Source organism: Pseudonocardia autotrophica (assembly GCF_003945385.1).
In the GTDB taxonomy this organism is placed as follows: domain Bacteria; phylum Actinomycetota; class Actinomycetes; order Mycobacteriales; family Pseudonocardiaceae; genus Pseudonocardia; species Pseudonocardia autotrophica.
Window position 1 is genome coordinate 7,077,450 of sequence record NZ_AP018920.1, and the last position, 26,319, is coordinate 7,103,768.

General features: G+C 69.9%; 23 protein-coding genes and 2 pseudogenes. 17 read left to right on the top strand and 8 right to left on the bottom strand.

All coding sequences use genetic code 11. The features are described from left to right. Positions 1-21 precede the first annotated feature (21 nt). Together Pdca_RS33020 and Pdca_RS33025 are read right to left on the bottom strand one after the other, a co-directional pair. Positions 22-417 (bottom strand): annotated as a pseudogene (locus Pdca_RS33020) (transposase); the annotation flags it as partial. A gap of 445 nt (positions 418-862) precedes the next feature. Next, positions 863-1,656: pseudogene (locus Pdca_RS33025) on the bottom strand (transposase family protein). Positions 1,657-2,050: 394 nt separating this feature from the next. Between Pdca_RS33025 and Pdca_RS33030 the strand changes: the two are divergent. The 6 genes from Pdca_RS33030 to Pdca_RS33055 all read left to right on the top strand — a co-directional run bounded on the left by Pdca_RS33030 (position 2,051) and on the right by Pdca_RS33055 (position 8,750). Then, positions 2,051-3,166 carry an LLM class flavin-dependent oxidoreductase gene (locus tag Pdca_RS33030; protein ID WP_125911656.1) on the top strand — a complete coding sequence of 372 codons (1,116 nt, stop codon included), beginning with the start codon at positions 2,051-2,053 and terminating at the stop codon, positions 3,164-3,166. Between the two features lie 102 nt (positions 3,167-3,268). Next, entirely contained in the window at positions 3,269-4,915 is a 1,647-nt protein-coding gene (locus Pdca_RS33035) for an AMP-binding protein (RefSeq protein WP_085916707.1), read from the top strand. Between the two features lie 88 nt (positions 4,916-5,003). Next, positions 5,004-6,755 carry a thiamine pyrophosphate-requiring protein gene (locus tag Pdca_RS33040; protein WP_085916708.1) on the top strand — a complete coding sequence of 584 codons (1,752 nt, stop codon included), beginning with the start codon at positions 5,004-5,006 and terminating at the stop codon, positions 6,753-6,755. Positions 6,756-6,768: 13 nt separating this feature from the next. Next, entirely contained in the window at positions 6,769-7,320 is a 552-nt protein-coding gene (locus Pdca_RS33045) for a VOC family protein (RefSeq protein ID WP_158092376.1), read from the top strand. A gap of 160 nt (positions 7,321-7,480) precedes the next feature. After that, the gene (locus tag Pdca_RS33050) at positions 7,481-8,329 is read left to right on the top strand and encodes an enoyl-CoA hydratase (RefSeq protein WP_085916710.1); all 849 of its coding nucleotides are present in this window, start codon (positions 7,481-7,483) and stop codon (positions 8,327-8,329) included. A 61-nt stretch (positions 8,330-8,390) separates the two neighbouring features. Further along, on the top strand, positions 8,391-8,750 hold the full coding sequence (locus tag Pdca_RS33055; RefSeq protein WP_085916711.1) for a VOC family protein: 360 nt from the start codon (positions 8,391-8,393) through the stop codon (positions 8,748-8,750). Between the two features lie 91 nt (positions 8,751-8,841). Here Pdca_RS33055 and Pdca_RS33060 read toward each other — a convergent pair whose 3' ends face one another. From Pdca_RS33060 to hpaB, 4 genes are all read right to left on the bottom strand, one after another. Beyond that, the gene (locus Pdca_RS33060; RefSeq protein ID WP_158092377.1) at positions 8,842-9,825 is read right to left on the bottom strand and encodes an AraC family transcriptional regulator; all 984 of its coding nucleotides are present in this window, start codon (positions 9,823-9,825) and stop codon (positions 8,842-8,844) included. A 431-nt stretch (positions 9,826-10,256) separates the two neighbouring features. Further along, positions 10,257-11,330, bottom strand: a complete 1,074-nt coding sequence (locus tag Pdca_RS33065; protein WP_085916713.1) for an LLM class flavin-dependent oxidoreductase — start codon at positions 11,328-11,330, stop codon at positions 10,257-10,259. A gap of 79 nt (positions 11,331-11,409) precedes the next feature. Next, on the bottom strand, positions 11,410-11,964 hold the full coding sequence (locus Pdca_RS33070; RefSeq protein WP_085916714.1) for a flavin reductase family protein: 555 nt from the start codon (positions 11,962-11,964) through the stop codon (positions 11,410-11,412). Beyond that, positions 11,964-13,430 (bottom strand): 4-hydroxyphenylacetate 3-monooxygenase, oxygenase component, encoded by a 1,467-nt coding sequence (gene hpaB / locus Pdca_RS33075; RefSeq protein ID WP_085916715.1) that lies wholly within the window; start codon positions 13,428-13,430, stop codon positions 11,964-11,966. The genes Pdca_RS33070 and hpaB overlap by 1 nt, the downstream gene beginning before the upstream one ends. Before the next feature lie 208 nt (positions 13,431-13,638). Between hpaB and Pdca_RS33080 the strand changes: the two genes are divergently transcribed. Together Pdca_RS33080 and Pdca_RS33085 are read left to right on the top strand one after the other, a co-directional pair. Next, positions 13,639-14,910 carry an LLM class flavin-dependent oxidoreductase gene (locus Pdca_RS33080; RefSeq protein WP_085916716.1) on the top strand — a complete coding sequence of 424 codons (1,272 nt, stop codon included), beginning with the start codon at positions 13,639-13,641 and terminating at the stop codon, positions 14,908-14,910. Between the two features lie 123 nt (positions 14,911-15,033). After that, the gene (locus tag Pdca_RS33085) at positions 15,034-15,897 is read left to right on the top strand and encodes an LLM class flavin-dependent oxidoreductase (RefSeq protein ID WP_085916717.1); all 864 of its coding nucleotides are present in this window, start codon (positions 15,034-15,036) and stop codon (positions 15,895-15,897) included. A 64-nt stretch (positions 15,898-15,961) separates the two neighbouring features. On the opposite strand, the gene Pdca_RS33090 is transcribed toward Pdca_RS33085, so the two are convergent. Next, the gene (locus tag Pdca_RS33090) at positions 15,962-16,717 is read right to left on the bottom strand and encodes a GntR family transcriptional regulator (RefSeq protein WP_085916718.1); all 756 of its coding nucleotides are present in this window, start codon (positions 16,715-16,717) and stop codon (positions 15,962-15,964) included. Between the two features lie 291 nt (positions 16,718-17,008). Between Pdca_RS33090 and Pdca_RS33095 the strand changes: the two genes are divergently transcribed. The 7 genes from Pdca_RS33095 (at position 17,009) to ribB (ending at position 23,303) form a co-directional block, all read left to right on the top strand. After that, positions 17,009-18,397 (top strand): IS1380 family transposase, encoded by a 1,389-nt coding sequence (locus tag Pdca_RS33095; RefSeq protein WP_125911460.1) that lies wholly within the window; start codon positions 17,009-17,011, stop codon positions 18,395-18,397. A 129-nt stretch (positions 18,398-18,526) separates the two neighbouring features. Further along, the gene (locus Pdca_RS33100) at positions 18,527-19,426 is read left to right on the top strand and encodes a 3-carboxyethylcatechol 2,3-dioxygenase (RefSeq protein ID WP_232021756.1); all 900 of its coding nucleotides are present in this window, start codon (positions 18,527-18,529) and stop codon (positions 19,424-19,426) included. A gap of 29 nt (positions 19,427-19,455) precedes the next feature. Beyond that, positions 19,456-20,067, top strand: coding sequence for a cysteine hydrolase family protein (locus tag Pdca_RS33105; protein ID WP_085916856.1), 612 nt, complete (start codon positions 19,456-19,458; stop codon positions 20,065-20,067). Next, positions 20,064-20,924 (top strand): alpha/beta fold hydrolase, encoded by an 861-nt coding sequence (locus tag Pdca_RS33110; protein ID WP_085916855.1) that lies wholly within the window; start codon positions 20,064-20,066, stop codon positions 20,922-20,924. The genes Pdca_RS33105 and Pdca_RS33110 overlap by 4 nt, the downstream gene beginning before the upstream one ends. Continuing rightward, on the top strand, positions 20,924-21,205 hold the full coding sequence (locus Pdca_RS33115) for a YciI family protein (protein ID WP_085916854.1): 282 nt from the start codon (positions 20,924-20,926) through the stop codon (positions 21,203-21,205). Before Pdca_RS33110 ends, Pdca_RS33115 begins: the two co-directional genes overlap by 1 nt. Positions 21,206-21,607: 402 nt before the next feature. Next, positions 21,608-22,105: a flavin reductase family protein gene (locus Pdca_RS33120; RefSeq protein ID WP_085916853.1), complete on the top strand. Its 498-nt coding sequence runs from the start codon at positions 21,608-21,610 to the stop codon at positions 22,103-22,105. A 19-nt stretch (positions 22,106-22,124) separates the two neighbouring features. Continuing rightward, positions 22,125-23,303: a 3,4-dihydroxy-2-butanone-4-phosphate synthase gene (gene ribB, locus Pdca_RS33125; RefSeq protein WP_232021327.1), complete on the top strand. Its 1,179-nt coding sequence runs from the start codon at positions 22,125-22,127 to the stop codon at positions 23,301-23,303. A gap of 336 nt (positions 23,304-23,639) precedes the next feature. Here ribB and Pdca_RS33130 read toward each other — a convergent pair whose 3' ends face one another. Next, entirely contained in the window at positions 23,640-24,782 is a 1,143-nt protein-coding gene (locus tag Pdca_RS33130) for an ISAs1 family transposase (protein WP_085916858.1), read from the bottom strand. 306 nt (positions 24,783-25,088) lie between these two features. Here Pdca_RS33130 and Pdca_RS33135 point away from each other — a divergent pair, with 306 nt between their 5' ends. After that, positions 25,089-25,400, top strand: coding sequence for a transposase (locus tag Pdca_RS33135; RefSeq protein ID WP_166665882.1), 312 nt, complete (start codon positions 25,089-25,091; stop codon positions 25,398-25,400). Further along, positions 25,397-26,293, top strand: a complete 897-nt coding sequence (locus Pdca_RS33140; protein ID WP_125911654.1) for an IS3 family transposase — start codon at positions 25,397-25,399, stop codon at positions 26,291-26,293. The genes Pdca_RS33135 and Pdca_RS33140 overlap by 4 nt, the downstream gene beginning before the upstream one ends. Positions 26,294-26,319: the final 26 nt, after the last annotated feature.

Here is a 26,319-nt window from a genome sequence, read left to right on the forward strand (position 1 = left end):
CGGCAAAGCGGGGGAATCTCAGGCAGTGCCCGAGTACTGGCGCTGCACCCCTGCAGACTTCGTCCCCTTCTTCAGGAACCCGGTCTCATCGACGATCAGTACCCCGCCGGGCTCACCGAGACGCTCTGCGACGTAGTCGCGCAGGTCATCGCGCACCCCGTCGGTGTCCCAGGTCGCGGAGTTGAGCAGCCGCTGCATGCCGTCCGGGGTCGTGTCGCCGGCGACCTCGGCCAGCGTCCACCCGTTCTTCCCGGCCAACGGTGCGAGCAACCCACGCACATACGCCCGTGCCCGCCGCCGCGGCTCGGGCCGGAAGAACCGGCCCGCCACCAACCCGAACAGCCCGTCCAGGCCACCGGCCCACGCCTCGAGATCCTCCTCTTCCTTCACAAGATCGAAGCCTAGCGCAACCAACATCACGAACTGCGGCTGGAGTACTAAGCGGGCGGAGCGCGTGCTCGTCACGTTGTCTGCAGGTTGCCTTCGAGCGGATCCAGGTCGGCCGGGACGCGCATGCTGCTCGTCGAAGGCTTCGTCGACGACGTTCTGTGCGGGGAGTTGCGGACCTTCCACAGCCGCCGCGATCGGACTCACCGCTGACACCGTGCTGGCACCGGGCCGCGATCCCGACCATGTTGCGCGCGGCGGCTGGCCTGATCGTTCTCTCTGCCTGAGCACTCGGTCCTGGTACCGCTCCCTACGTGACCTCGGGCGACGCCGCCATCACGGCGCCCGATCCCCGGGTTGCGCGCTGCGCGGACCGCGTCCTCTCCCGATGTCGGCTCGCCCGTACCGCCCGTACCGCCCGTACCGCCCGCGGTGCCCGTCGACTTGGGACGAGTGAACGCTTTCCAACTTGATCTCAGCGAGCCTGGATCAGGACCATCACGGCCTGGACCAGTGCGGTTGCTCGCTTCGGCAGCTGCGGATCTTGCGGAGCACCTGCCACGACTTGAGCTGGGCGTTGGCTCGTTCTCCGGGACCGCGCTGGCGTGCGTGCGCGACGTTGACCTGCTTCTGCGCCTGCGACAGCGGTCGGTAGCGGCCGGTGTCTGGGTCGAGGCGGCGACGACGCTGTGGGACCCGGATCGCCGGACCGCCGCCTTGGTAGGCGGTGTCGGCGACGACCTGGATCGCGTGCTCGGACAGGGCGTCGATCAGACCGTTTTCGCGGGCTGCGCCCATGTCGTGGCGGGCACCGGGCAGCGCGGGTGATGCCCACACCAGTCGACCGGCCGGGTCGGCGAGGACCTGCACGTTCACGCCGTGGCGCTTGTGTTTCCCGGAGTAGAACGCCCGGTCGTAGCCCGATCCCATGCCGACCCGGTCGATCGCCAGCAGCGTGCCGTCGAGGATCACGAACGCCTTACGTCGGGCCACGCCGAGCGCCTCGTCCAGCGATGGTGCCGCCGCGGCGAGGACGTCGACGCCTTCGCGGACGTAGCGGAACACCGTCGTGGTGCCGATCCCGAAGCCGCAGGCCAGAGCGGTGTAGGTCTCGCCCTTGTTCAGGTACGCGAGCACCAGCAGGGCCTGTTGCCCGGGCGGGAGTCGGCGCCACCTACTGCCGAGGTTCTTGCGGTGTCGGCGTAGTGCGTCGGAGAGGGTGTGCAGGGCGCGGTTGGACACGGGCATCGACGAGGGGTAGACAAGCACCCTGAAGCTCCTGTTTGGGACGGGTTGATCTAGGCAATCACCCATCTACCAGGAGCTTCACCTACTTCAGTGACACCACGCCGCAGGCCGACCGACCTCATGATCACCAGGTTGGAAAACGTTCAGTGCGTCCACGACTCGGAACATGGCGAATCGTGGATACACGCCTTCGCCGAGCGGATATGTTTCGTGATCTACGCCTCCTAGTCTCGCTGGCGAAGCGATCGACGATCGACCCCCTGAGCCCGGGAGCGGGAGCAGCGGGGTCGCCACAGGACATTCCCGAACGGCGACCACAGCAACGCGGGCGGCGCGTACCTCCTGAAACCAATGCCGATGGGCATACACCCCTGCCCGTCTCAGTGGATCGGTCGGCGACGGGATCACGATCAGCTTGACCGACACGAGCAGGATCAAGAGGGAGACGTTGCTGATGTCCATGTCTACGGATAGCGATTCCGGCAGAGTTCCGCGCCTCCACGAAGAGCCGGAGATCATCAAATTCATCCGGCTTGACGCCGTTCAATACGAAGGTGACTGGGCGCCCGAGAAGTACGACGCCGACCTCGCCCGAGATATCGTCGAGAACAACATCGAGGATGCTGTAGAGGCCGAGCGACTCGGCTTCGACGGCGTCATGTGCACCGAGCACCATTTCGACGGTTGGACGCTCATCCCGTCGCCCAACCTGTACCTGGCGGCGGTCGCGATGCGGACGACCCGGCTGCGGATCGGCCAGTCGGTACAGATCCTGACCTTCCACAACCCCTGGCGGCTGGCGGAGGAGGCGGGCATGCTCGACATCCTCAGCAACGGCCGGGCGGAGCTGGGGGTCGGCAAGGGCAACTTCTCGATCGAGCGGGACCGTTACGGCTTCAGCCTGGACGACATCGAGGCCCGCTTCCACGAGAACTTCGAGCTGCTGACGAAGGCGTTGCGCGAGGACTCGATCACCTTCGACGGTAAGTACAACCGGATCGCCGTGCCGTCGACGGTCTACCCGAAGCCCTTCGGTCCACCGCTACGGCCGTGGGTCGCCGCACTCAAGCCGGAGTCGGTCGAACGGATCGGCCGGGCCGGGGACAACCTCTACGGCTTCATGTCCCCGGACGCGGCCGGCAACCTCGAGCGCTACGTGAACGCGGCCCACGAGGCGGGCCACGAGGTGAGCGGCGCCAACTACCTGACGACGACGTCGATCATCGTCGCGCCGACCGACAAGGAGGCCAAGCAGCTCCAGGAGCGGGCGCAGGCCTCCGCGTGGGAAACGATGATCGGCCGTGGGCTGCCCGCGGAAGAGGCGAAGCTGTTCATGCCGCTGTTCGGTGGTGCCATCGTCGGATCCCCGCAGACCGTGCTCGACCAGCTCGCTGCCGGCCTCCAACTGACCGGCGCGCGGCGGCTGAACCTCGTGATGCGGCTGCGGTCCATGCCGAAGGACGTGTCCCGGCAGACCCAGCACCTGTTCGCCACCGAGGTGATGCCGCACCTGAGGCACTTCTCTGCTTAGCCCGACGGCACCGCGCCGCGGCCCGGCCGGGCGACCTCCGGCGACCGAACTCCCCGACCACGCTCGGAACCGACCGCGCCGGGCCGCACGAGGGAACAAGATATGGACCGCTCGAAACTCGGTTTTCACCGAGTCGCCGACGCCCACCCCGATCGCATCGCGCTCATCGCGGACAGCACGGCCGTCTCGTTCGCCGTGCTCGCGGAGCAGGTCAACCGGGTGAGCAACGGACTACGCGCACTGGGCCTCGCGGAGGGCGACGCGGTAGTGGCGATGGTGGGCAACGGCGTTGCCTACTTCGAGCTGGTCCTCGCTACTGCTCAGTCGGGGTTGTACCTGGTCCCGGTCGACACGCACTCGAGCCCGCGCGAGGTCCGGTACATCTGCGCCGACAGCAGGGCAGCAGTGCTCGTCGCCGACGCCGCTCTCGGCGAGCGCCTGGCGTCCGCAGCGGTGGATCTGCCGGTGCGCAGGTTCGCCGTGGGCGGTGCGGTGATCGGCTGGAGCGACTATGCCGAGTTGAGCGCCGGGCGGTCCTCGGAGCGGCCGGCGCGCCGGGTCGCCGGTGCGCTCATGCCGTACACGTCCGGGACCACCGGGCGGCCCAAGGGCGTTCGGCGGAAGTTGACCGGCCAGAATCCGGACGACGTCGCGGCGGAGCTGACGGCGGCGCGCGCAACGCTGTTCCGGCTGTGCTCAGACGACCCCGACAGCCCCGCCGACGGCGTGCACCTGGCCTGTTCCCCCCTCTACCACAACGCGCCAGGGGTGTACTCGCAGATCGCGCTGCACCTGGGGCACACCGTCGTGGGCCTCCGGAAGTTCGATCCCGTCGTCGTCCTGCAGGCGATCGAGCGGCACCGGGTGACCTGGACCCACATGGTGCCGACGCATTTCCGTCGGATGCTCGACCTGCCCGCCGACCAGCGCGCCTCGTTCGACGTCTCGAGTCTCCGCACCGTCCTGCACGCGGGCGCCCGCTGCCCGGTGGATGTCAAGGCAGCGATGCTGGACTGGGTCGGCCCGGTGGTGTGGGAGTACTACGGCGCGACTGAAGGAATGGTCTCGGTCCTGCCGCCCGAGGAGTGGCCGGTTAAGCGAGGCAGCGTGGGCAGGCCGGCTCCCGGGGTGACCGTGCGCATCCTCGACGACGCGTCCGCGACCACACCCATAGGGCAGGTGGGCTCCATCTACTTCAGCGTGCCCGCGCCGTTCGAGTACCTCGGGGACCCGGAGAAGACCGAACGCAGCCGGTCCGGTGACCTGGTCACGGCCGGTGACCTCGGTTCCCTCGACGACGACGGGTACCTGTTCCTCCACGACAGACGCAGCGACCTCATCATCTCCGGAGGAGTGAACATCTATCCCGCGGAGATCGAGGCCTGCCTCGTTCGGCACGCGCACGTCAGGGACGCGGCGGTCGTCGGAGTGCCGGACGAGCAGTGGGGCCAACGGGTGGTCGCGGTCATCGAGCGGGCGCCGGGAGCTGACGCCACCAACGACGAGACCGTGGCCGAGGACCTGCGCGCGCTGTGCGCGCGCGACCTCGCGTCCTACAAGGTGCCGAAAGAGCTCCTGTTCCGCGACGCCCTTCCACGCAGCGAGGCCGGGAAGCTGGACCGCAACGGCATCCGCACCAGCGCGGAGTTCTTGGCGGCCGCGCAGGGCATCGGCCCGCGCCCGACGACACCCGACGACGCACGGGAACCAGAGCATCGCGCCGCTCCCGACAGCAGGACAACGAGGTGAGAATGACCGTGGACATACCGACAGCGGCCCTTCAGGTCCCACTGGCCGCCGTGGCGGCGGCTGACGCCGTCACAGTCGCGGCAGCGCGATGACGGGCAGGACGACCGGCCCGGGGATCGCCCAGGAGCCTCGCCTGGACCAGGACGACGACGTGCGCGGCTCGTCGGCCGCCCAGCGGTACCTGGCCGAGCTCCGGGCGCTGGGAGTGCAGACGCTGTTCGTCAACGCGGGGACGGACTTCGCGCCTCTCGTGGAGGCGTACGCGCAGGGCGGGTCGGCCATCGGGCGGTACCCGGTCCCGGTCCTCGCGGGCCACGAGAACGTCGCCGCCGGCATGGCCCACGGTGCCTACCTGATGACGGGACAGCCGCAGGCTGTCATGTTCCACGTGAGCGTCGGCACGGCGAACGCGGTGTCCGCGGTGATCAACGCCGCGCGCGAACGCGTCCCGATGATCGTGACCGCGGGCCGCACCCCGATCCTCGAGGACGGCGCGCTCGGTGCCCGCGACACCGCCATCCACTGGGCGCAGGAGATGTACGACCAGGCGGGCATGGTCCGTGAAGTCGTCAAGTGGGACTACGAGCTGCGCAACGCGGCCCAGGTCGAGGCGGTCCTGCGCCGGGCCGTGTCGATAGCGTCGGCACACCCGCGCGGACCGGTGTACCTGACCCTTCCACGCGAGGTCCTCGCCGAGACCGCCCCCGAGACGGACGCCGCCGATCCCGCGCCGCCGCTGGTCGTGCCGACCGGTCCCGCAGCCGATCCGGCGGCCGTGCAGATCCTCGCGGACCGGCTCGCGCAGGCGCGATATCCGGTGATCGTGACCACCAGTGCGGGCGCGGACCACCAGACCGTGGCGATGTTGTCGGAGCTGTGCGAGCGCTATGCGGTCGGGGTCGCCGAGGCCGGCCCGCGCTATCTCAACGTCTCCGCGGATCACCCGTTCCACCTCGGGCTTGCGACCGAGGCGTTCCCCGACGCGGATGTGTTGCTGTTCCTGGAGTGCGACGTTCCATGGATCGCCCGACGAGGTGAGCCCCGAACCGACGCGTTCGTCGCCCAGGCAGGACTCGATCCGCTGACGTCCGACTATCCGATGCGCACCCATCGTCTCGACCTCGGGATCACGACCAGCGCGGCGAGCCTGCTCACGGCATTGGAAGGTGCACTCGCGGATCGGACCGAGCAGATCCCGCCGACACGGGCGGACATGCTGGCCGGGCGGGCGGAAGAACACCGGCGGCGACTGCAGGCCACGCTGCCCCGCCAAGGCCGCGGACCGATCACGAAGGCGGCCCTCACCCAGGCCCTCTCCGAGGTCCTCGACGACGACGCGGTGGTGTTCAACGAGTACTGGGCCGACCCTCGGATCCTCCGCCGCCGCCGACCGGGCACGTACTTCTACCTCCCGGCAGCCGGCGGACTCGGGTGGGCGCTTCCGGCCGCGCTGGGGGCCAAGCACGCGGCACCGGACCGGACGGTCGTCGCGGCCGTCGGCGACGGCGCCTACCTCTTCGCCAATCCCGCAGCGTGCCATCACGCCTCGGCGAAGCACGGACTGCCCGTCCTGACCATCATCGCCAACAACGAGCGGTGGGACGCGGTGGACGCCTCGACCCGCTCGGTGTACCCAGGCGGCATCGCCGTCCGCATGGACGAATCGCGGCTGTCGAATCTGGCCCCGCAGCCCGCCTTCGCCCGCTACGCCGAAGCGTCCGGCGGATTCGGTGAGGAGGTCACCGACATCGACCAGCTACGCCCGGCCCTGCGCCGTGCGCTCCATGCGGTGGACGTCGAGGGCCGCCAGGCGCTGCTCGACGTGCGCTGCGCTCGCTGAAGGAGGAGAAGTCATGACACCACCTACGAAGTTCGCCCACGCGGTGTTCGGCACCCATCGGTATACGGAGATGGTGCGCTTCTACCGGACGGTGTTCGAGGCGAAGATCCAGAGCCAGAGCGAGACCTACACCTTCATGACCTACGACGAGGAGCACCACCGGCACGCGATCGTCAACCTCGGTCCCGCACCAGAGGACGAGGGCGAGCGCAAGCACGGGACGGGGTTGCGGCACCTGGCCTACACCTGGGACTCGATCGAGGACCTGATGGGCGTCTACCGCAACGTCCGCGACAAGCTCGGCGTCCGCCCGGTGATCTCCACCAAGCACGGTCCGACGCTGTCGATGTACTACGAGGACCCGGACCGGAACCGGTTGGAGTTCCAGGTGGACCTGCTGGACCCCGAGCAGTCCAACGAGTTCATGGCGACGGACGCGTTCGCCGCCAACCCGCTCGGGGAGCCGTTCGATCCCGAGGAGCTGTGCCGACGGCTCGACGCGGAGGAGCCGATCGAGGACCTGGTGCTGCGCTCGGACCAACCGCGGGTGCCGATCCCGCTATGACGGCTGCCCCGGCTCGGCTCGGCGGCCCGTTGTCGGGCCGCTTCAGGGCACGGGCACCCGGGCCCGCCCAGACCGGCGCCGCGCCGGTCGACCGGTCCGCCTCCCGCCGGCCGGACCACCCCGTCCCGCTGAGACGCGCCGACCCGGAGGAAGAAGCCCCATGACCACGTACAAGACGATCCGCTACGAGGAGCCCGAGGCCCGCATCGCCCGGATCGTCCTGGCCAGGCCCGAGACCCGCAACGCCCAGGACACGAGACTGCTCTACGAGCTCAACGACGCGTTCGACCGCGCTGCGCAGGACGACGGCATCAGCGTCGTGATCCTGGCCGCCGAGGGCCCGCACTTCTCCTCCGGGCACGACCTGCGCGAGCCCGAGAAGTACGAGGTGATGGCCGAGCACCGCACCGTCGGCACCTGGTGCGGCTTCACCTGCGGTGGCGCCGAGGCACAGATGGCCCGCGAGAAGGAGATCTACCTCGGCTTCTCCGAGCGCTGGCGGAACATGCCCAAGCCCACCATCGCCGAGGTGCAAGGAAAGGTCGTCTCCGGCGGCCTCATGCTGGTGTGGCCGTGCGACCTCGTTGTCGCCTCGGAGGATGCCGTCTTCGCCGACAACACCGTCGCCATGGGCATCAGCGGCGCGGAGTTCTTCAACCACCCCTACGAGCTGGGCGTGCGCAAGGCCAAGGAGATGCTGTTCACCTCCGACTCCGTCAGCGCTGCCGACGCGCACCGACTCGGGATGGTCAACCACATCGTGCCCCGTGCCGAACTCACCAAGTTCACCCTCGACCTCGCCCGCCGAATCGCCGAGCAGCCGCTGTTCGCCCTCAAGCTCGTCAAGGAAGCCGTCAACACCGCCCAGGACAACCAGGGACGTTCCAACGCGATGCAGACATCCTTCGCGCTCCACCAGCTTTGCCACAGCCACAACCAGCAGCTGCACGGGCGCCTGCTCGACCCCTCCTTCCTCGCGCGGCAGAAGGAGATCGCGAGCCGCTGGTAGCACTGCCGCCACGTCCGCGGATCTACGGTCGAACCCATCCCACCACTGCGAGGAACAACTCGTGTCCGACGACCCTGCCCCCACGAAGATCGGCAACGTACTGCACCCGGTGGCGGATATCGCCGCCGCAGTCACCTTCTACACCGAGGCGTTCGGGCTCGACACCCGGTTCGTCGACGGCAACCGGTACGCCGCCCTCAACGCCGGCGGCATCACGCTGGCGCTCGCCGGCCCCACCGAGGACGTCACCTGCGGGATGCCGGCGGCGTCGTTCAAGGTCCCTGACGTGTCCGCGGCACTGTCCGCGATCACCGCGGCCGGTGGAACCGTGGTCCGCGATCCCGAGCAGGGCCCGCACGAGGTGCGCGCGGTGGCGAAGGATCCATGGGGGAACACCGTCGTGGTCTACGGGTCACGGTGAACCGGCCGAGAAGTTGCCGCCGGAACACGGCGCCGGCGAGGCGGGTCCACGTGGAGGCCCGTGCCGGTCGTCGGTGAAGACAGGACTTCGGTTACTCGGGCCGGAATCCGGGTCGCAGGCCGGCGAAGGAGCCCGGCCCTCGCCGCTGACGGAGAGTCTCGGACGGCAGGACGCCGTACTTCTGCCGGTAGGACTCACTGAAGCGGCTCAGATGCGTGAAACCCCACCGGCGCGCCGTGCTGGTGATCGTCGTCTCCGCCGGATCCCCGTTGATCAGGTCGTCGTGCACCCTGGCGAGCCGGACCTCCTTCAGATACGCCATCGGAGAGACGCCGAGATGCTTCCGGAAGCCGTGCTCGATCGCGCGCACGCTCACGGACGCAGCTCGGGCGATGTCCGACACCGTGCTCACGCACGAAGGGTCGGTCTCCACGTAGTCGAGTGCGCGCCTGACCGCGGAGGAGGGGACGGCCGGGGCCGGCTCGTGGAGCTGCTCGGAGTATTCATGTGACTGAGTGGTGAGCAACGACGTGATCAACAACTGCGAGAGCCTGGCGGCGAGGCTGCTCTCGTGTGACATTCCGTCGGGTCGCTCGAGTTCCGACTCGATGAGATCCACGGTCCGCAGAAATGTCGAACCCCGCCCCTGGGTGCTGACCTTGCCGAACTCGAAGTCGACCGGGCGGGCGATCGGCCGTCCGAGCAGCGTCGACAGGTCGCCCTCCAGATCGCCCCGGCTGATGCGGATGCCCACCACGCAGGAATCGGGGCTCCAATCGCGGAAGCCGAAGGGCTTGGTGGGAGGGACGACTGCGACGCGATCGGAGGTGAGGACGACCGATTCCGCACCGCACGACATCGTCAGGTGTCCCCGCATGGAGAAGCACACGATGTAGGACGTCCGCGGTGGCGGCGCCGAGATGTCGACGTCGGTCCCGAACGTCGTGTAGCCGATGTTGATCTGCGACGAGCTCGCCACCCGGTGCAGGAAGTCGAAGCCCCGACCGACTCGTCCGGCGGTCCGGATGGAGTGGTCGGCATACGACTGTGTCAACACCTCACGCGCCTCGTCCACGTCGCTCGTCGCGAAGGACTTCGCCGAGAAGGCTGAGCGCGGGCGCCCCGCAGGGCGGACGCGGGAGTCCTGGATCGTCCACATCAGCGTGAGACGCCTCTCGTTGCACGGTGCGAGGTCAGGCGGTGTGACCGGCGGGTCCGTAGTCCACCATCCCGAAGCCCTGGGGTCGAAGACGAACTGGCGCATCGCGTCGTCGGGTTGCTGGCGTTGTACGGCTCGCCCCCTACGTGGGGGTGAGCTTCAGGGCCCCGAGAACCTCGGCGTAGCCCGGCAGGGCCTCGCGGGGTGGCGCTCCTGTCGACATCCTCGCCGGCAGGAGCGCCGGATCAGGCGCGGGGACCGCGGGCCCACGACGGGCCCGCAACCCCTTCCACCGCCGCGCAGGAGGCAGCCGGGTTTCCGGAGCCCCGGCCGATTGCCGGGAGGAGTTACGCGCGGGCGAGGATCGACGTTCCGATGTCGGCGATGTCCCGTTCGGCGGTGAACGGGTTGGACAGGAACGTGCTCACCATGTCCACTCCCGCCTCGATCATGCCCTGGGTCTTCTCCCAGATCTCGTCGGGGGAGCCGTAGAGGCACCAGTAGTCGCACAGCTGCTTGGTGATCAGCGGCCGGTGCGAGTCGTCGAGCCCCTTCTGGTACTTCGACCAGGTGTCGAGGTAGTGCGGCTGCTCGGTGGCGTTCGGGTCGCCCAGGTAGGCGGTGGCCGCGGCCGCGCTGGCCTCGACGATCGAAGGGTCGAGCTCGGCGGCGTGCGCGCGCATGAACCCGATGTTGGTCACGCAGGAGCTGATCGGGCCGGAGGCGAAGCCGTGGTCGACGCCGTCCTCCCAGGTCTCGCCGTTGCGCAGCTGGTAGAACCAGCTCACCGCGACGAGCTTGACCGAACCGGGCGGCCGGCCGGCGTCGGCGACCGCCTTGTCCAGCTCCCGGCGCACCAGTTTGATCATCTCGGGGTCCGGCCCGAGGCAGTAGGCCACGTAGTCCGCGTAGCGGGCGGCGACCTCGATGCCGCGCGGGCCACCGGCGGCCATCCACACCGGGACCGGGTCGTCGAGGTTGTACCAGCTGCCGTCCTTGTCGAGGAACTCCAGCTCGCGCTCCTTGCCCCGCCACTTCTCGGTGACCCGCCGGCCCGCGAGCAGGCCGGTGGTGACCCGGAGCGCGTCGTCGAGCTGGGCGATGCTCGCCGGGCTGTGGCCCATGGAGCGCAGCGCGTTGTTCGCGGTGCCGATGCCGAGGAAGGTGCGGCCGGGGGCGAGGGCGTTGAGCGTGGCGTGGGAGTTGGCGGTGACGGCGGGGATGCGGGTCAGCGGGTTGGTGACCCAGGTGCCGAGGTTGATCGTGGACGTCTCGCGGGCGGCGAGGGCCAGGTACTGGTAGGGGTCGCTGAACAGCAGCGGCCCCTCGCCGACGCCGAAGTGGGTGACCCCGGTGTCCTCGGCCTGCTTGACGATGCCGACCTGGTCGATCTTGGCGCATGCGCCGATGAAGAACTCCATCAACTGCTCCTTTGCAGTAGAGAGGCGTGCGGGTGTGGTGGACAGGCGTGCGGGTGTGGTGGGCAGGTGTGCGGGCGGCTCACCAGGGGGCGGAGAGCAGCCATTCCTGTGGGGCGGACGCGGCGGCGCGTTCCCAGTCGGGGCCGGGGAGGTCGAGGAACGCGCCCTGGGCGTAGAGCAGTGGCTCGCCCGCGTGCACCGCCACCGCGTCGACCAGGCCGAGGACGATCACGTGGTCCCCGCCGTCGCGGATCTCGTGCACCGCGCAGTCGAGGTGGGCGATCGCGCCGTCGAGGTGCGGGCCGTAGCGGCCGGGGGAGTGGGCGACGCCTGCGAACCGGTCCGCAGGCCGCGCGAAGTCCCGGGCGAGCACTCCCTGGTCCGAGGCGAGGATGCTGACCCCGAACCCCGGCGCCGAGGTCAGCGCGCGGTGCATCGACCGGTCCCGGCCGAGGCAGGCGAGCACCAGCGGCGGGTCGAGCGACAGCGAGCAGAAGGCGCTGACCGTGGCGCCGACCGGCCCGGCGGTCGTGGTGGTCGTGACCACGGTGACGCCGCTGGCGAACTGGCCCAGGGCGTGGCGGAACCGGGGTGGGCTGATCGGGTCCCGGTCGAGCGGGGCGGGCGCGGCCATCAGGGTGCCGGGGTGTCGGGGTCGCCGGCGAGGGCGAGCGCGCGGTCGACCAGACGGAAGCACTCGGACTTGTCGTAGGCCAGGTAGTTCATGGCGAGGATGCGCACCGGGTCGCCGGCGTAGTAGCGCTCGTACTGCACGGCGCGCTGTCCGAACGCGTCGCCGCACAGGTCCCAGGCCAGCTTGTAGAGCCGGATCCGGTCCACGGCGGACATCTCGGCGCCGCGGTAGTAGCGCGCGATGTCCTCGGCGATCGGCGAGCCGAAGTCCTCGGCCGAGGGCATCATCAGCAGTCCGCCCGCGCCGAGGGTCTGCAGCACCTCGACCAGCTTGGGGTACTGCGTGGCCAGCACCACCCGCAGCGTCTGCAGGGCGTTGAACCGGGGTCGGACCGTGCCGGTCGCGGTGGTCTCGTACTCGGCCTCGGCCGCGACGAGCAGCGCGTGCGCCTGCTCGACGGCGGCGATGCACTCGCCGAGCTTCTGCTGCACGTGCAGGAAGCCGTCGATCTTCACCGACTGGCTGAGCTTCATCGCCAGCCCGGTGACGAACTGCAGCTTGACCAGGCCGCGGACGCCGGTCTGGTGCGCGGTGTGCTGGCGCAGGTCGGTCTCGGCGTAGAGGGCGTTGGCCAGTTCCACGTCGCCGTGCAGGAACACCCGGTCCCACGGCACCAGCACGTCGTCGAACACGACGAGGCAGTCCGCCTCCTCGAAGTGCGAGGACAGCGGGTGGTCGAACGGGTGCCGGGTGCCGTCGTCGAAGGGGGCGCGGGAGATCAGCCGCAGGCCCGGGGTGTCGATCGGGATCGCGAAGCAGGCGGCGTGGCGCTCGTCGCCGGGGCGCAGGCCGGGCAGGCTGTAGATGATCAGCTCGTCGGCCATCGGGGCGAGCGTGGCCAGCATCCGGGCACCGCGGACGACCAGCCCCTCGGCGGTCTCGGACACCACGCCCATGTGCAGGAACTGCTCCTGCTGCTCCGACGCACCCTTCGACCGGTCGGTCTGCGGGGTGATCAGCGCGTGGGTGAGGAACAGGTCGTTGTCGCGGACGTAGGAGTAGTAGCGCGCGATGTTGTCCGCGTACCGCTGCCCGAGCCTGGCGAACACCCCGGGGGACTCGGTGAACGCCATCAACGTGGTGTTCAGGAAGTCCGGCGAGCGACCCATCAGGCCCAGCGTCGGTTCGGCCCACGCCCGGTACGCGGCCCGCCTCGCGGCCAGGTCCTCCGGGGTGCGGCACGGCAGGAACGCGCGTCCGACCCGGGCCCCGTCCGGACCCGGCGCGGTGAGCACCGGGGCGAGCTCGGGATCGTGCTGCAGGTCGTAGAGCCGGGCGATCTGCTCGATCGGCCGACGCAGGGCGGGATGCGTGGTGACGTCGTCGACGCGCTCGCCCCGCAACCACACCTCGCGGGGGTGTTTCTGCAGGTTCTCGACGTACTGCGCACCGGTACGGACGGGCATCGACGGTCCCTTCTCAACAACTGGAATGCTAGCGTGCCTGTGCACGCTAACCGGAGGCGCAGGTCACAGCAAGCGTCCCCCGGTCTCGACGTCGGCCCGGCCGTCACGCGACCGAGTCGATCCCTTGACAGTGATCAAGGACACGTGTTGCATGCTTGCATGCTAGGAGGCCAGCAGGGTCTCTGCGATCTACGGAGGATTCTCAACGATGAGATTGGGAACGTTCCTGCTGCCCAGTGCGGGCGCGACACCGGAGCAGTACCGACAGGGTTACGCGGGCGTGAATCCGAACTTCTATCAGCAGGCCCTCTTCGAGAACGGTGCCGTGCTGCGTCAGATCGACGACCTCGGCTTCGACTTCGCGGCCTTCTCCGAACACCACTTCCACCTCGAGGGCCTCGAGATCTCGAACAACCCGATCCTGCTCGGCTCCTGGGCCGCGGGGATCACGAAGAAGCTGCGCATCGGGCAGATGGCGACCGTCCTGCCGGCCCGCAACCCGATCCTGGTGGCCGAGGACCTGGCCATGCTCGACCACTTCAGCGGTGGCCGGATGATCGCCGGGTTCGCCCGCGGCTACCAGAGCCGCCACGTCACCACGATCGGCCAGAAGAACGGCGCCGTCGCCACCTACGCGACCGACCCGCAGTACGCCGAGCACGACGCGATCAACCGCGAGCTGTTCGAGGAGGCCTACCAGGTGGTGCGCGGCCTCTGGGCGAACCGCGAGTTCGCCTACCAGGGCAAGCACTGGCAGGTCCCGCCGCCCGGGATCACCTGGGACCACCCCGGGACGCGGGAGATGGCGCCGTCCACCGTGAGCGCCGACGGCGCCGTGGAGAAGATCGGCATCGCCCCGAACACCCTGCAGGACCCGTCCACGATCGAACTGATGGTGCCCTTCACGCTCAGCCCCAACACGATCCGCTGGGCGGCGCGCGAGGGCGGCTGGCCGATCATCTTCTCCCCGATCGAGGAGACGGTGAAGGCCTGCCTCGACGCCTACCACGACGAGGCGAAGCACCGGGACCCGTCGATCGGGTGGGGCCGCAACGTCGGACACTTCCGGGAGATCGTCGTGGCCGACACCGACGAGGAGGCCTTCGCGATCGGATCTGACGCGCTCGGCTTCATCTGGCCGGCCTGGCACGACCACTTCGGGTTCAACGAGGCCCTGCGCTACCCGGGCGAGGAGGGGCCGATCCCGAACAACTACCAGAGCATGGTCGACCGCGGGTACTCCATCGCAGGCACTGTCGACACCGTGGCCCGCAAGCTCGAGAAGGAAATCGAGAAGTTCGGCATCGAGCTGCTCGTGCTGTGGATGGGCCTCGGCCCCGCGCCGATCGACAAGATGCTGCGCAGCAACGAGCTGCTGGTCGAGAAGGTCCTGCCGAAGATCGGCATCAAGCTTGACCGGTTCGAGCCGACCCTGCGCCCGGAGTTCAACACGCCCGCCTGGAACGCCCCGACCCGCTGATCAGGTTTCTCCGAGCCCGGACCTGTCGTCGAATCAACAAGTGCAGAGGAGCGTTGACATCTTCACCACCCGCGCGGACGTCCACGACGGAGAGGTCGTGTCGACCTGCAAAGGGGCTCGATCTTGACCGGCGCCGCGGCGGCGCGGATCGGGATCGGGCTGCCCGCCGCGGTCCCGGGGGTCAGGCTCGACCAGCTCGTGGAGTGGGCCCGGCGGTCCGACGCCGCCGGGTTCTCCTCGCTGGCGACCCTCGACCGGCTGGTCCATGACGGGCTCGAGCCGCTCGTCACGCTCGGGGCCGCCGCGGCGGTCACCGAGCGGATCGGGCTGGGCAGCTACGTGCTGCTGGCGCCGACCAGGGGCCCGTCGGCGCTGCTGGCCCGGCAGACCGCGACGCTCGATCGGCTCTCCGGTGGCCGGTTCACCCTCGGTCTCGGCGTCGGCGCCCGGCAGGACGACTACCGGGCCACCAATACGGAGTTCCGCACCCGGGGGCGACGGCTGGACACGATGCTCGACGAGCTGCAGGCGATCTGGGCGGCGCCCGGGCCGGAGCGGGTCGGCCCCACGCCGTTGAGTGGCCGTCCACGGATCGTGCTGGGCGGGCGGTCGGCTGCCGCGCTGGAGCGGGCCGCCCGTGCAGGCGACGGCTGGGTCTCCGGCAGCACCGCGTTCTTCGCCGAGGGTGCGGCCGCGGTGCGGGCGGCCTGGCAGCGGCACGGGCGCGAGGGTGCGCCGCGGCTGCAGGCGGTGGCGTACTTCTCCCTCGGGACGGATGCGGCCCGGCACGCCCGCGAGTACCTGACGAGCTACTACGGGTTCGTCGGCGCCGGGGCCGCCGCGGTCGCCGACTCCGCGTTGACCACTCCCGCCGCGGTACGCGGGGTTGCCGAGGAGATGGGGCGTGCGGGGTGCGACGAGCTACTGCTGTTCCCGTGCCGGCCCGAGCCCGAGCAGGTGGATCTCCTGGCGGCGGCCCTGATGTGAGCGCCCCCGGCGTGAGGCCTGGCTTGAGAGCCCCGCCAAGGGGGCTCCCAGGGCAGGACTTCGGTCAGGCGGGACGGGCGCCGTTGGGGGGCTTCTTGTCTACAGCGCTCGGCCCGGCCTCCAGGCGGATGATGTCGACGGTGCCTGAGATGTGGCGCTCGATCTCGCGCCGCGCCGCTGCGCCGTCGTGGCTCCGCAGCGCCGCGATGATCCGCTCGTGATCGGCGTGGCGGCCGTCGAGGGCGTCGGACAGCGGAGTGTGGGTGCCGGTCGTGTTGATCAGAAAGTCGCTGAGGTCAAACATCCGCTCGCAGGTAGCCGCCATGATCGTGGACCGGGACATCTCGTGCACGATTGCGTGGAACTGCCGGTTGTGCACCCGGTAGCCGTGGCTGCGACGGTCGGCGTCGGCGTCGGCGCGCAGGTCGGCAATCAGGGACTCGACCTGCTCGAGCTGCTGCAACTGGGCCTCGGTGCGCCGGTCGGCCGCTACCTCGGCGAGGATGCCCTCCATGCCGGCGAAGAACCGAAAGAAGTCCACGACCTCCTGGGGCGAGTAGCGGCAGACCTCGCAACCGACCTGCGGAATGATGTCGACCAGGCCCTCGCCGGACAGCCGACGCAGAGCCTCCATCACGGGCTGCTTGCTCACCTGGAACTGACTCTTGAGCGCCTCGACCTGCAATCGCTCGCCTGCGGCGTAGGCGCCCTCGAGTAGCTGTTCCTTGATCTGCACATAGATCATCGAGCCGAGTCGCACGGACGACGAACGTGCGTCGCCCAGTCCGGGCCGGAGCTCGAAGTCACCGGTCATCGCCATCCATCGAGCGTAACGGAGAGACGGTTCCGCTCCGCCCGCCGCGCGGACGGACAAGGTCTTGCCCGCTCTTCGCAGCGACCTCTACGATCCTGGAACGCTAGAATGCTAGGGAGCGCACAATGACGTTGGCCCTCTGCACGACCTCGCACACTCCGCTGATGGGGCGGTCTGAGCCTGAATCCACCGATAGTTCGGGGTGGTTCGGCGTGGTGACGGGAAGAGGGTGCTCCTGAGCAGGACGATTGCGGTTCTCACACCAAGCAACGTTCTGGACAAGGGAGCACCCTCTTGGTGCAAGCATCCCACGCGCTCGACCGGATCCAGGTCAGCGCCGACGACGAGTCGTTGATCAACGATGCCGGGCTGCTGCTGCCGGCCACGTTGGGGCAGCGACTCGGCCTGCCAGGCCTGCTCGACAGCCGGGTCACCGCCGGCGCGAACGCGGGGGACAAGTGCCTGAGCGTGATCCACTCGGCGTTGGCCGGTGGGGACTGCATCGACGACGTGAACGCGCTGCGTGCCGGCGCCACCGAGACAGTGCTCGGCCATCGAGCGGTCGCGGCGTCGACGGTGGGTACGTTCCTGCGGTCGATGAGCTGGGGACACGCCCGCCAACTCGACGCCGTCGCCCGAGCTGTCCTGGCCCGTGCCGCCGGGCTCGGGGCGGTCGAGACGACCCCACCCGACGACGCTGCGGTGGTGGTCGATATCGACGCGACCCTGGTCGAGACCTACGGCTTGGACAAGTCCGGGGCCCGGCAGGTGATGCGCACCGGTCGCCGCGGCTACCACCCGCTGCTCGCGGTGATGGCCGGGACCGGTGACGTGCTGCACGCCCGGCTGCGTCGGGGCCGCACCAACGACTCCAGCGGGGCCGGGTCGTTCCTGGCCGAAACGCTGTCCCGGGTCCGGGCCGCGGGCGCAGGCGGGCCGGTGGTGGTGCGCGCCGACACCGGGTTTTACCTCGCCGACGTGCTCACCGCATGTCGTCGTCACCGGGCGGGGTTCTCCGTCGGCGCCCGCATGATCGGCCGCATGCGCGCCACGATCGCCGCGATCGACGAGTCGCAGTGGACCCCGGTGCCCTACTTCGAGCCCGGCGCCGCGGTCACCGAACTCGGCTGGCGCGTGTTCGACCGCGACCACCGCCGCCGCGACGGGCTCCCCGGGCGACACCGCGGCGCCGGGGTCTGGGTCCGGCTGATCGTGCGCCGCACCCCGACCCCACCGGCGATCCGGGACCGCCGCGCCGCCGCCGGACAGCTGGAGCTGTTTCCCGGCTACGACTACCACCCGTTCATCACCGACCAGTCCGGCGACCCCGTCGAGCTCGACCGGTTCCACCGCGCCCACGCCGAGGTCGAACTGGCCATCCGCGACCTCAAACACGGCCTCGCGCTGAGTCACCTGCCCTCGAAACGGTTCGGCGCGAACCAGGCCTGGCTGGTCCTGCAGACCCTGGCCCACAACCTGGGCCGCTGGAGCGCCCGTCTGGCCGGGCTCGCCGCCACACCCCGCCAGACGATCAAGACCCTGCGCCGGCGCTACCTGCGCGTCGCCGCCCGGCTGAGCTCTCACGCCCGCCGCCACCAGCTACGACTACCCGCCCACTGGCCCTGGGTCCACGCCTTCATCGCAGGCCTACACCGACTTCGCGCCCTGCCAGGACCAGCCGGCTGACCTCCGTCACCGACCCTGACCAGCCACGACCCGAGGACCCGGAAACCCCCACTCCAGGCACCCTCATGCCCACACCCGGAATCGAAGATCAACAACTAGGCGAAGATCAATCCGAAGCAGAACCGGTGGATTCAGGCTGAGCCCGCAACCGGTGTCACCGCCCGGGTCGAGGCCGCGTTCGACCGAGCCCGCGCATTCGTCCGGGACTACGACCCCGAACTCGTGATCCTGTTCGGACCGGACCACTACAACGGCTTCTTCTACGACATGATGCCGCCGTTCTGCATCGGCGCCGCAGCCGAATCAGTCGGTGACTACGGCATGCCGAAGGGCCCCCTGCCGGTCGACGCCGACGCCGCACGCAGCCTCGCGCGCGAGGTCCTCGCTGCGGGCGTCGACATCGCGATCTCTGAACGCATGCAGGTCGACCACGGCTTCACCCAGCCTCTGGAGCTGCTCCTCGGCGCCATCGACAGGCTGCCGGTGGTCCCGGTCTTCATCAACTGCGTCGCCGAGCCGCTCAGCCCGGTCGCTCGCATCCGCCTGCTCGGTGAAGCGATCGGACGCGGTGCGGCTGCCTTGGACAAGCGGGTGCTGCTGATGGGGTCCGGCGGGCTGTCGCACGACCCACCGGTACCGCAGTTCGCGGGCGCCCCGCCTGCCGTGGCCGAGCGGCTCATCGCCGGCCGCAACCCGACGGCCGAGGAGCGCGCTGTCCGCGAGGCCAGGGTCGTCGACGCGGTCGGCGCGTTCGCCGCCGGCATGTCGGACCTGATGCCTCTCAACCCGGAGTGGGACACCGCCCTGCTTGACGTGCTCGCCTCCGGAGACCTGGAGCGGATCGACGCCTGGCCCAACGACTGGTTCGTCGAGCAGGCGGGGCACTCCTCGCACGAGGTGCGCACGTGGATCGCGGCCTACGCCGCGCTCGGCGCGGCGGGCCGCTACGAGGTCGAGACATCCTTCTACGAGGCGATCCCCGAGTGGATCGCCGGCTTCGGGCTGACCACCGCCCGTTCCCTCACCTGAGACCCCACCACCCCCCGAAAGGCATTGCCATGGAACTCGACCCACCCCGGACCGCATTCATCGCGGTGCACTACCAGAACGACGTGATCACTCCGGAGGGCGCGTTCGGCGCCATCTTCGCCGAGCAGGCCACCGCGGTCGGCATCGTGCCGACCACGAAGACCCTGCATACCGCCGCCCGCGACGCAGGCGCCCAGGTCGTCTACACCCGGGTGGCGTTCCAGCCCGGCTACGGCGACCTCGTGGGCAACTTCCCGCTGCTCGCGATGGTCGGCCAGCAGGGCTGCCTGGTCGACGGCACCTCGGCTGCCGCCATCGTCGACGATCTCACCCCGCTCGACGGCGACCTCGTCGTGACGCACCAGCGGGTCAGCGGGTTCGTCGGCAGCGAGCTGGACCCCGTGCTGCGCGGCCGTGGCATCGACACCGTCGTGATCACCGGCGTGGCCACCAACATGTCGGTCGAGAGCACCGCGCGCAGCGCCGGCGATCTCGGTTACCGCACGATCGTCGTCTCCGATGCCAGCAGCGCTGCTACGCCCGAGGTCCACCAAGCGTCACTGGACAGCCTGCGGATGCTCGGCGAGGTTGGCAGCAGCGCCGATGTCCTGGCGGCGCTGAAGACCCCGGTGACGGCGTGAGCCGCCCCTCGGTGTGGTCCGCGCTCGCGGGCCTCGAGCTCAGCATCAGGTATGTGCAGGTCGGGCAGTGGCGGACCCGAGTGCTGGAGGCAGGGGAAGGTGAACCGCTGGTGCTCATGCACGGCACCGGCGGGCACCTCGAGGCGTACGCACACAACATCGTGCCGCTCGCGGAGCGCTTCCGCGTGATCGCCTACGAGTACCCGGGCCACGGCTACACCACCCACACCACCCGAGACCTCGAGCTGCCCGACTACGTCGCGCACCTCGACGGACTGCTCGACGCACTCGGGGTCGACCGCGCGAATCTGTCCGGCGAGTCGCTCGGCGGCTGGGTGGCGCTCAAGTACGCGGCCGCGCACCCCGACCGGGTGAGAAGGATCGTGCTCAACACCCCGGGAGGCACCATGGCCACCCCCGAGGTGATGGAGCGGATCCGCAGCCTGTCCCAGGCCGCCGCGGACGACCCGACCGAGGAGCGGATCCGGGCCCGGCTGGAGTGGCTGATGGCGGACCCGTCGACGGTCACCGACGAGCTCGTCGACATCCGGCGCGCCATCTACGCCCGTCCCGGCTTCGCCGAGTCGATGCGCCACATCCTGTGCCTGCAGGACCCGGAGATCCGTGAGCGCAACCTGGTCACCGACGCCGAGCTCGCCGCGGTGACCGGCCCGGCGCTCGTGGTCTGGACCAGCGACGACCCGTCCGGTCCCGCCGCAGCCGGGATGAACATGGCGGCCAAGATGCCCGACGCGCGGTTCGAGGTGATCAAGGACGCCGGTCACTGGCCGCAGTGGGAGCAATCCGAGACCTTCAACGCCCTCGCGCTGGAGTTCCTGACCGGAGGGAAGCCCTGATGGCGCTGTTCGCGGTGGTCTGGCGCTACACCGACGACACCCGCCTGCTCGACGAGATCCGTCCGCTGCATCGGGAGTACCTGCAGGACATGGTGAAGCAGGGCGTCGTGCGGCAGGCGGGCCCGTTCCGCGACGGCTCGGGCGGTCTGCTCGTCTACGACGTAGCCGACGAGACCGAACTGGCCAAGCGGATCGGGGAGGACCCGTTCAGCGTCAACGGCGTGATCGTCGAGTCCCACTCCTGGCCGTGGACGCCGGTGGTCGGCCCTCTGGCCGATTGATGCGACCAGCTGTGCTCAGCTTGCGGCGGGGTACGCGCAGGTCGCCTCCTTGCTGCACGAGTGAGGTGGTGCATGCGGTCGCACGCACCACCGCCCGGGAGTACGGCGAGCCGACGGTTATGGCGGTGGCGCCGGCGCACTCGTGACCGCCGACAGTGACGAGATCGAGGTCGACGGCGCCAACCACGCGGTCACCATCCTGACGAAGTCGAGTCAGCCGCTGGCGGGCAGCGCTTATGGCCCGGCACGTACTGACGACTCCGGGCTTTCTCACCCCGTTGCAGACGTCGGTGGGGCGGGTGATCAACCACGGAGATCTACGGAGCGGCGCTGCTCATCGCCGCGCCGCATCGAACAACCTCACCGGCCAGTGACCGGCCGCCGACGTGGAGTGCTGACAGGATGATCGAGATTGATCCGACGGCCGTGGATCCGGCCCGGTTACGACAGGCGTACGGGTGCTTCCCATCCGGAGTGACCGCGGTGTGCGCCCTCCTCGACGGCCTACCGGTGGGGTTGGCGGCAAGTTCGTTCACCTCGGTGTCGGTGCACCCGCCACTGGTGTCAGTGTGCATCCAGGACACATCCACCACCTGGCCGCGACTGCGCGGGCAGCCGCGGCTGGGAGTGAGCGTGCTCGCCGAGTCCCACGACCTGGCGTGCCGGACATTGTCGCTGAAGGAGGGTGACCGGTTCGCCGGCGTGGACTGGGAGGCCAGCAGCGGCGGCGCGGTGTTCGTGCGCGGGTCGACGGCGTGGTTGGACTGCTCGGTGCACTCCGAGGTACCAGCCGGGGACCACGCGATCGTATTGCTGACGATCCACGGCCTGCGGGCCGAGCCCGCGGCACCGCCCTTGGTGTTCCACGGCAGCCGGTTCCGCCGACTTGCCGCTCTCTAGGGACCGGGAAGGAGTGGCCGTGAACATCGCCATCGAGACCGCGGGCGCGGGCGCGGCCCTCGCCCGGGTCGGCCGCGCGCTGGACGCCATCGCGGCGGGACGACCAGTGATCGTCGTCGACGACGAGCATCGGGAGAACGAGGGCGACCTCGTCTTCGCGGCAGAGTGCGCAACGCCCGAGCTGGTGGCGTTCACCGTCCAGCACACGTCCGGCTACGTCTGCGTCGCCCTGCCCGCCGCGGAGTGCGACCGGCTCGGCCTGCCTCCCATGCACTCCACGAACAGAGACCGCATGGGCACCGCGTACCGGGTAACCGTCGACCTCGCCACCGGTGTAGGCACGGGCATCTCGGCGCGGGATCGCGCCCGCACGGTCGCGGCCCTTGCCGACCGGGCTTCGGATGGCTCGGACTTCACCCGCCCGGGCCACGTCGTCCCGCTGCTGGCGCGGGCCGGGGGGGTGCTCAGCAGACCAGGGCACACCGAGGCCGCCGTTGACCTGGCACGGCTGGCGGGGATGCGACCTGCTGGCGCGCTATGCGAGATCGTGAGCCGGGACCTGCCGGGAGAGATGGCCCGCGGGCCCGAACTGCAGCGGTTCGCCACCGAGCACGATCTGGTCCTGATCTCCATCGCTGACCTGATCGCCTACCGGCGCCGCCACGAGCCGCAGGTCGCTCGGGTCGCGGTGACCACGCTCCCCACCGCGCACGGTGGCTTCCGGGCGATCGGGTACCGGGGTCTGGTGGACGGCGCCGAGCACATCGCGCTGCTCACCGGGACCGTGAGCGAGGGTGAGCAGCTCCCGGTGTACGTGCACGCCGAGTGTCTGACCGGAGACGTGCTGGGCTCACTGTCCTGCGGCTGCCGCCGGCGGCTGCAGAACGCGCTGTCCACGATCGCAGCTGCCGGACGCGGCCTCGTCGTTTACACCCGCTCGGTAGGTCGAGCTCGCGGTTGTGGGCTCTTCGAGTGTCGGCGCGGGCCCACCGAGCAGGAGCCCGCCGAGGTCGCCGCGCAGGTTCTGCGCGACCTCGGCATCCGCTCGGTCCAGCTCCTGGACGGCGCCCCCCGCGAGCTGGCGATCCTGCACAGCTACGGGTACACACCGCCAAACACTCGGCCGCACCGAGAATCGCCACCTCCCGAGCCATTCCATAGCGCGATGGCTCAAGGCGCTGTTCGGGGAGGCGGCTGAGCCTCCTCGCCTGGTTGCCGAACTCGGCGAGGTACTTCGCAGGTAGCGGCGCCCCGGGTACGTCTGTCGCCAGCCGCGGTCGTCGGGCTCGAAGTAGTTCGGACGCTCCCCGGCGGCGAAGGTCTGGCTCGACGGTGATCCGGACGCGCCCCGCGCCGGAGTGCATCTCCATCGTGTAGGTCGGGCTGACGGCTCCCGCGTATCGGCCTCCTTGTCGACCTCGACGATCGAGGCGCCGGTGGCGGCGTGGAGCACGGACTCGCACCCCTGCTTCGCCGCGCTCTTGGACCCGTAAGCTTCACCGCCGGCGCACGACCCAGGGTCCCGGCAAAGTCGTCAGGTGATCTTGTAGGTGGCCAGCGGTCGGAGCGTGTCGCGGGCGTGGTGACGCAGCGCGGCGGCGATGTTGGTCGCACCCGATAGCCGCAGGGCGGTGATCGCAAGGTTGCGGAAGGCGGCCATGACCTGAGGACCGCTCCCGGTGCGGACCGCGGAGCGGTCCTCGTCGTAGGTGACGTCGCGGACCCAGTGCAACCGGTTCTCGATGCCCCAGTGGCCGCGGATCCAGCGCGCGAGCAGGCCCGGGTCGGCGTCGAAACCGGTCAGGCTGGTGATCGCGTACACAGTCACGGTCTTCCACCGTCCGCCCGGTCGCAGCGGGCGACGCCGGCGCACCAGCTTGATCGCCTGGGCGGCGTGCGGGAAGAACTCGCCGCCCCGATCGGGGCAGGGGTGCAGACTGACCGCGCTGACCGTACGGGTCTCGACCCGGCCGTGGCCGCGGGCGCGCTCCCGGGCGGCGACCCCGATGTCGGTCCAGGGCAGCGCCCGGACCCGCGCCAGCAGCCGCGGCTGGTTCGCCTTGATCGTCATCAGGTAGTGCCCGCCGCGGGCGTGCAGATACTCGGCATGGCCACGGTGGGTGTGCAGTGCGTCGGCGGTGACCAGCACGCCGGCCAGGTCGAACTCGTCGAGCAGGGTGGTGAACGCGGTGACCTCGCTGCCCTTGTCGGACACGCCGACCTGGCCCAGTACGGCGCCGCTGTGCTGGTCGAGCACCGACACCAGATGCGGCAGGTAGACACCAGCGTCGAGGGCGCGGACGTGGGCGCCGCGCAGGGTCTTGCCGTCCAGTGCGAGCACCCGACGCTGCTCACGCCGCGGTGTGCCCACCGGCACGGCTCGGGTGCGCAGCTGGGCCAGCACCCAGGACCGCAACGCAGCCTCCAGCGCAGAGGGGTCAACCTGCTGCAGGACACGGCGCAGGGTCGACTCGTGCGGTACCACTGCGCCCACGCCGAGCGCGGCCAGCACCGCTCGGCCGGCGTCGTGGGCGTACTCGGCCACTGCTACGAACGACCGTGCGCCCGAGAGCACCGCACACGCCCCGAGTAGCAGCACCGCGAGCACGTCGTGGCGTACTCCTCGCGCTTTGCGCGGGTCGGGAACCTGCGACAACGCCTCTACCAGCGACAACATCACAGCTGGCGCCGGCTCGGTCGCAGCGGTGGCGATCACCTCATCGAGGTCGACCTCCACCTGATCCAGGCAGCAACGATCGGGGACACTGACAACGCGGGCACGGGCTTCCTGACGTGATCAAGGACTTCGACACCCTCATGATCACGTCGGGCCCCGTGCCCGCCTTCGTACCTACGCCCGCGTGTCGCCGCAGGTCAGCAGTCGCTCATCCTGACTTTGCCGGGGCCCTGGTCTGAGATTCCCCCGCTTTGCCGGAGTGTCTGAAGACTGGTTCGATCTTGAGAACCAGGAAGGAAGGCACTGGTGCCCGCACCGAAGAAGTACCCCGATGAGCTGCGGGAACGCGCAGTCCGACTCTATCGGGAGTCCGACCCGCGGCCCTCGTTCCGCAGGCTCGCCGAGCAGCTGGGCGTCCATCACGAGGCCCTGCGGCACTGGGTCCGACAGGCGGAGGCCGACGACGGAGAGCGGCATGATCGGCCGACGACCGACATGGTCTCGGAGAACCGCCGGTTGGCGAAGGAGAACGCCGAGCTGCGGCGGGTCAACGAGGTCCTGCGCGCGGCGAGCGCCTATTTCGCCAGCGAGATCGGCCCGACCCGGAGGTGGTCATGAGCTTCGTCGACACCCATGACTTCCCCGCCGGTCTCGTACTACGGGTCCTGGGCATCCCCGTCTCGACCTACTACGACTGGCGCGCCCGCCGAGCGAACCCTTCGCGACGCGACCTCGACGACGCGGTGCTGCTCGAGCAGATCGTGAAGATCCGATCGGTCAGCGAGTTCGCCGCCGCCTACGGATCACCGCGGGTGTGGCTGGAGCTGCGCCGCCAGGGCGTGCACGTCGGGCGCAAGCGAGTCGAGCGGATCATGCGCGAGCACGGCCTGCAGGGCGCGCATCTGCGCCGCGGATGGAAGCACGGCTCGACCCGGCAGAACCCGGCCCACCGCCCGGCTCCGGACCTGCTCGAACGCGACTTCACCGCCGCCGCGCCGAACCGGGTGTGGGTGGCCGATCTGACCAGGATCGTCACCGGCGAGGGTGTGCTGTGGCTCGCCAGCGTGCGGGATGCGTTCTCCAACCGGGTGGTCGGCTGGGCCACCGACCCGCGCGCCACCACCGCGCTGGTGCTGACCGCGCTCAACCACGCCCTGCGGTCGCGGGACCTCCGACCCGGAAAGTGGATCTTCCACAGCGACAAGGGCGCCCAGTACACGGCGCTGCGGTTCACCCAGCGCCTGGTCGACGCAGGTGTCGCCCCGTCGACGGGGTCCACAGGGGACAGCTACGACAACGCGCTCGCGGAGAACCTGTGGTCCACGATCAAGATCGAGCTGTTGTACTGGCCGGGTACGACGTTCGCGACCCGCCGCGAGGCCGAGCACGCCCTGATCCGCTACCTCGACGGCTGGTACAACCCGCGCCGGATCCAGGCCCGCCTCGGCGGGCTCTCACCCGACGAGTACGAGGACGACTATCGTCGCGCTCAGCGCGACGCCGACAGGTAACCCGCACTCCGGGAAACCGGGGGAAG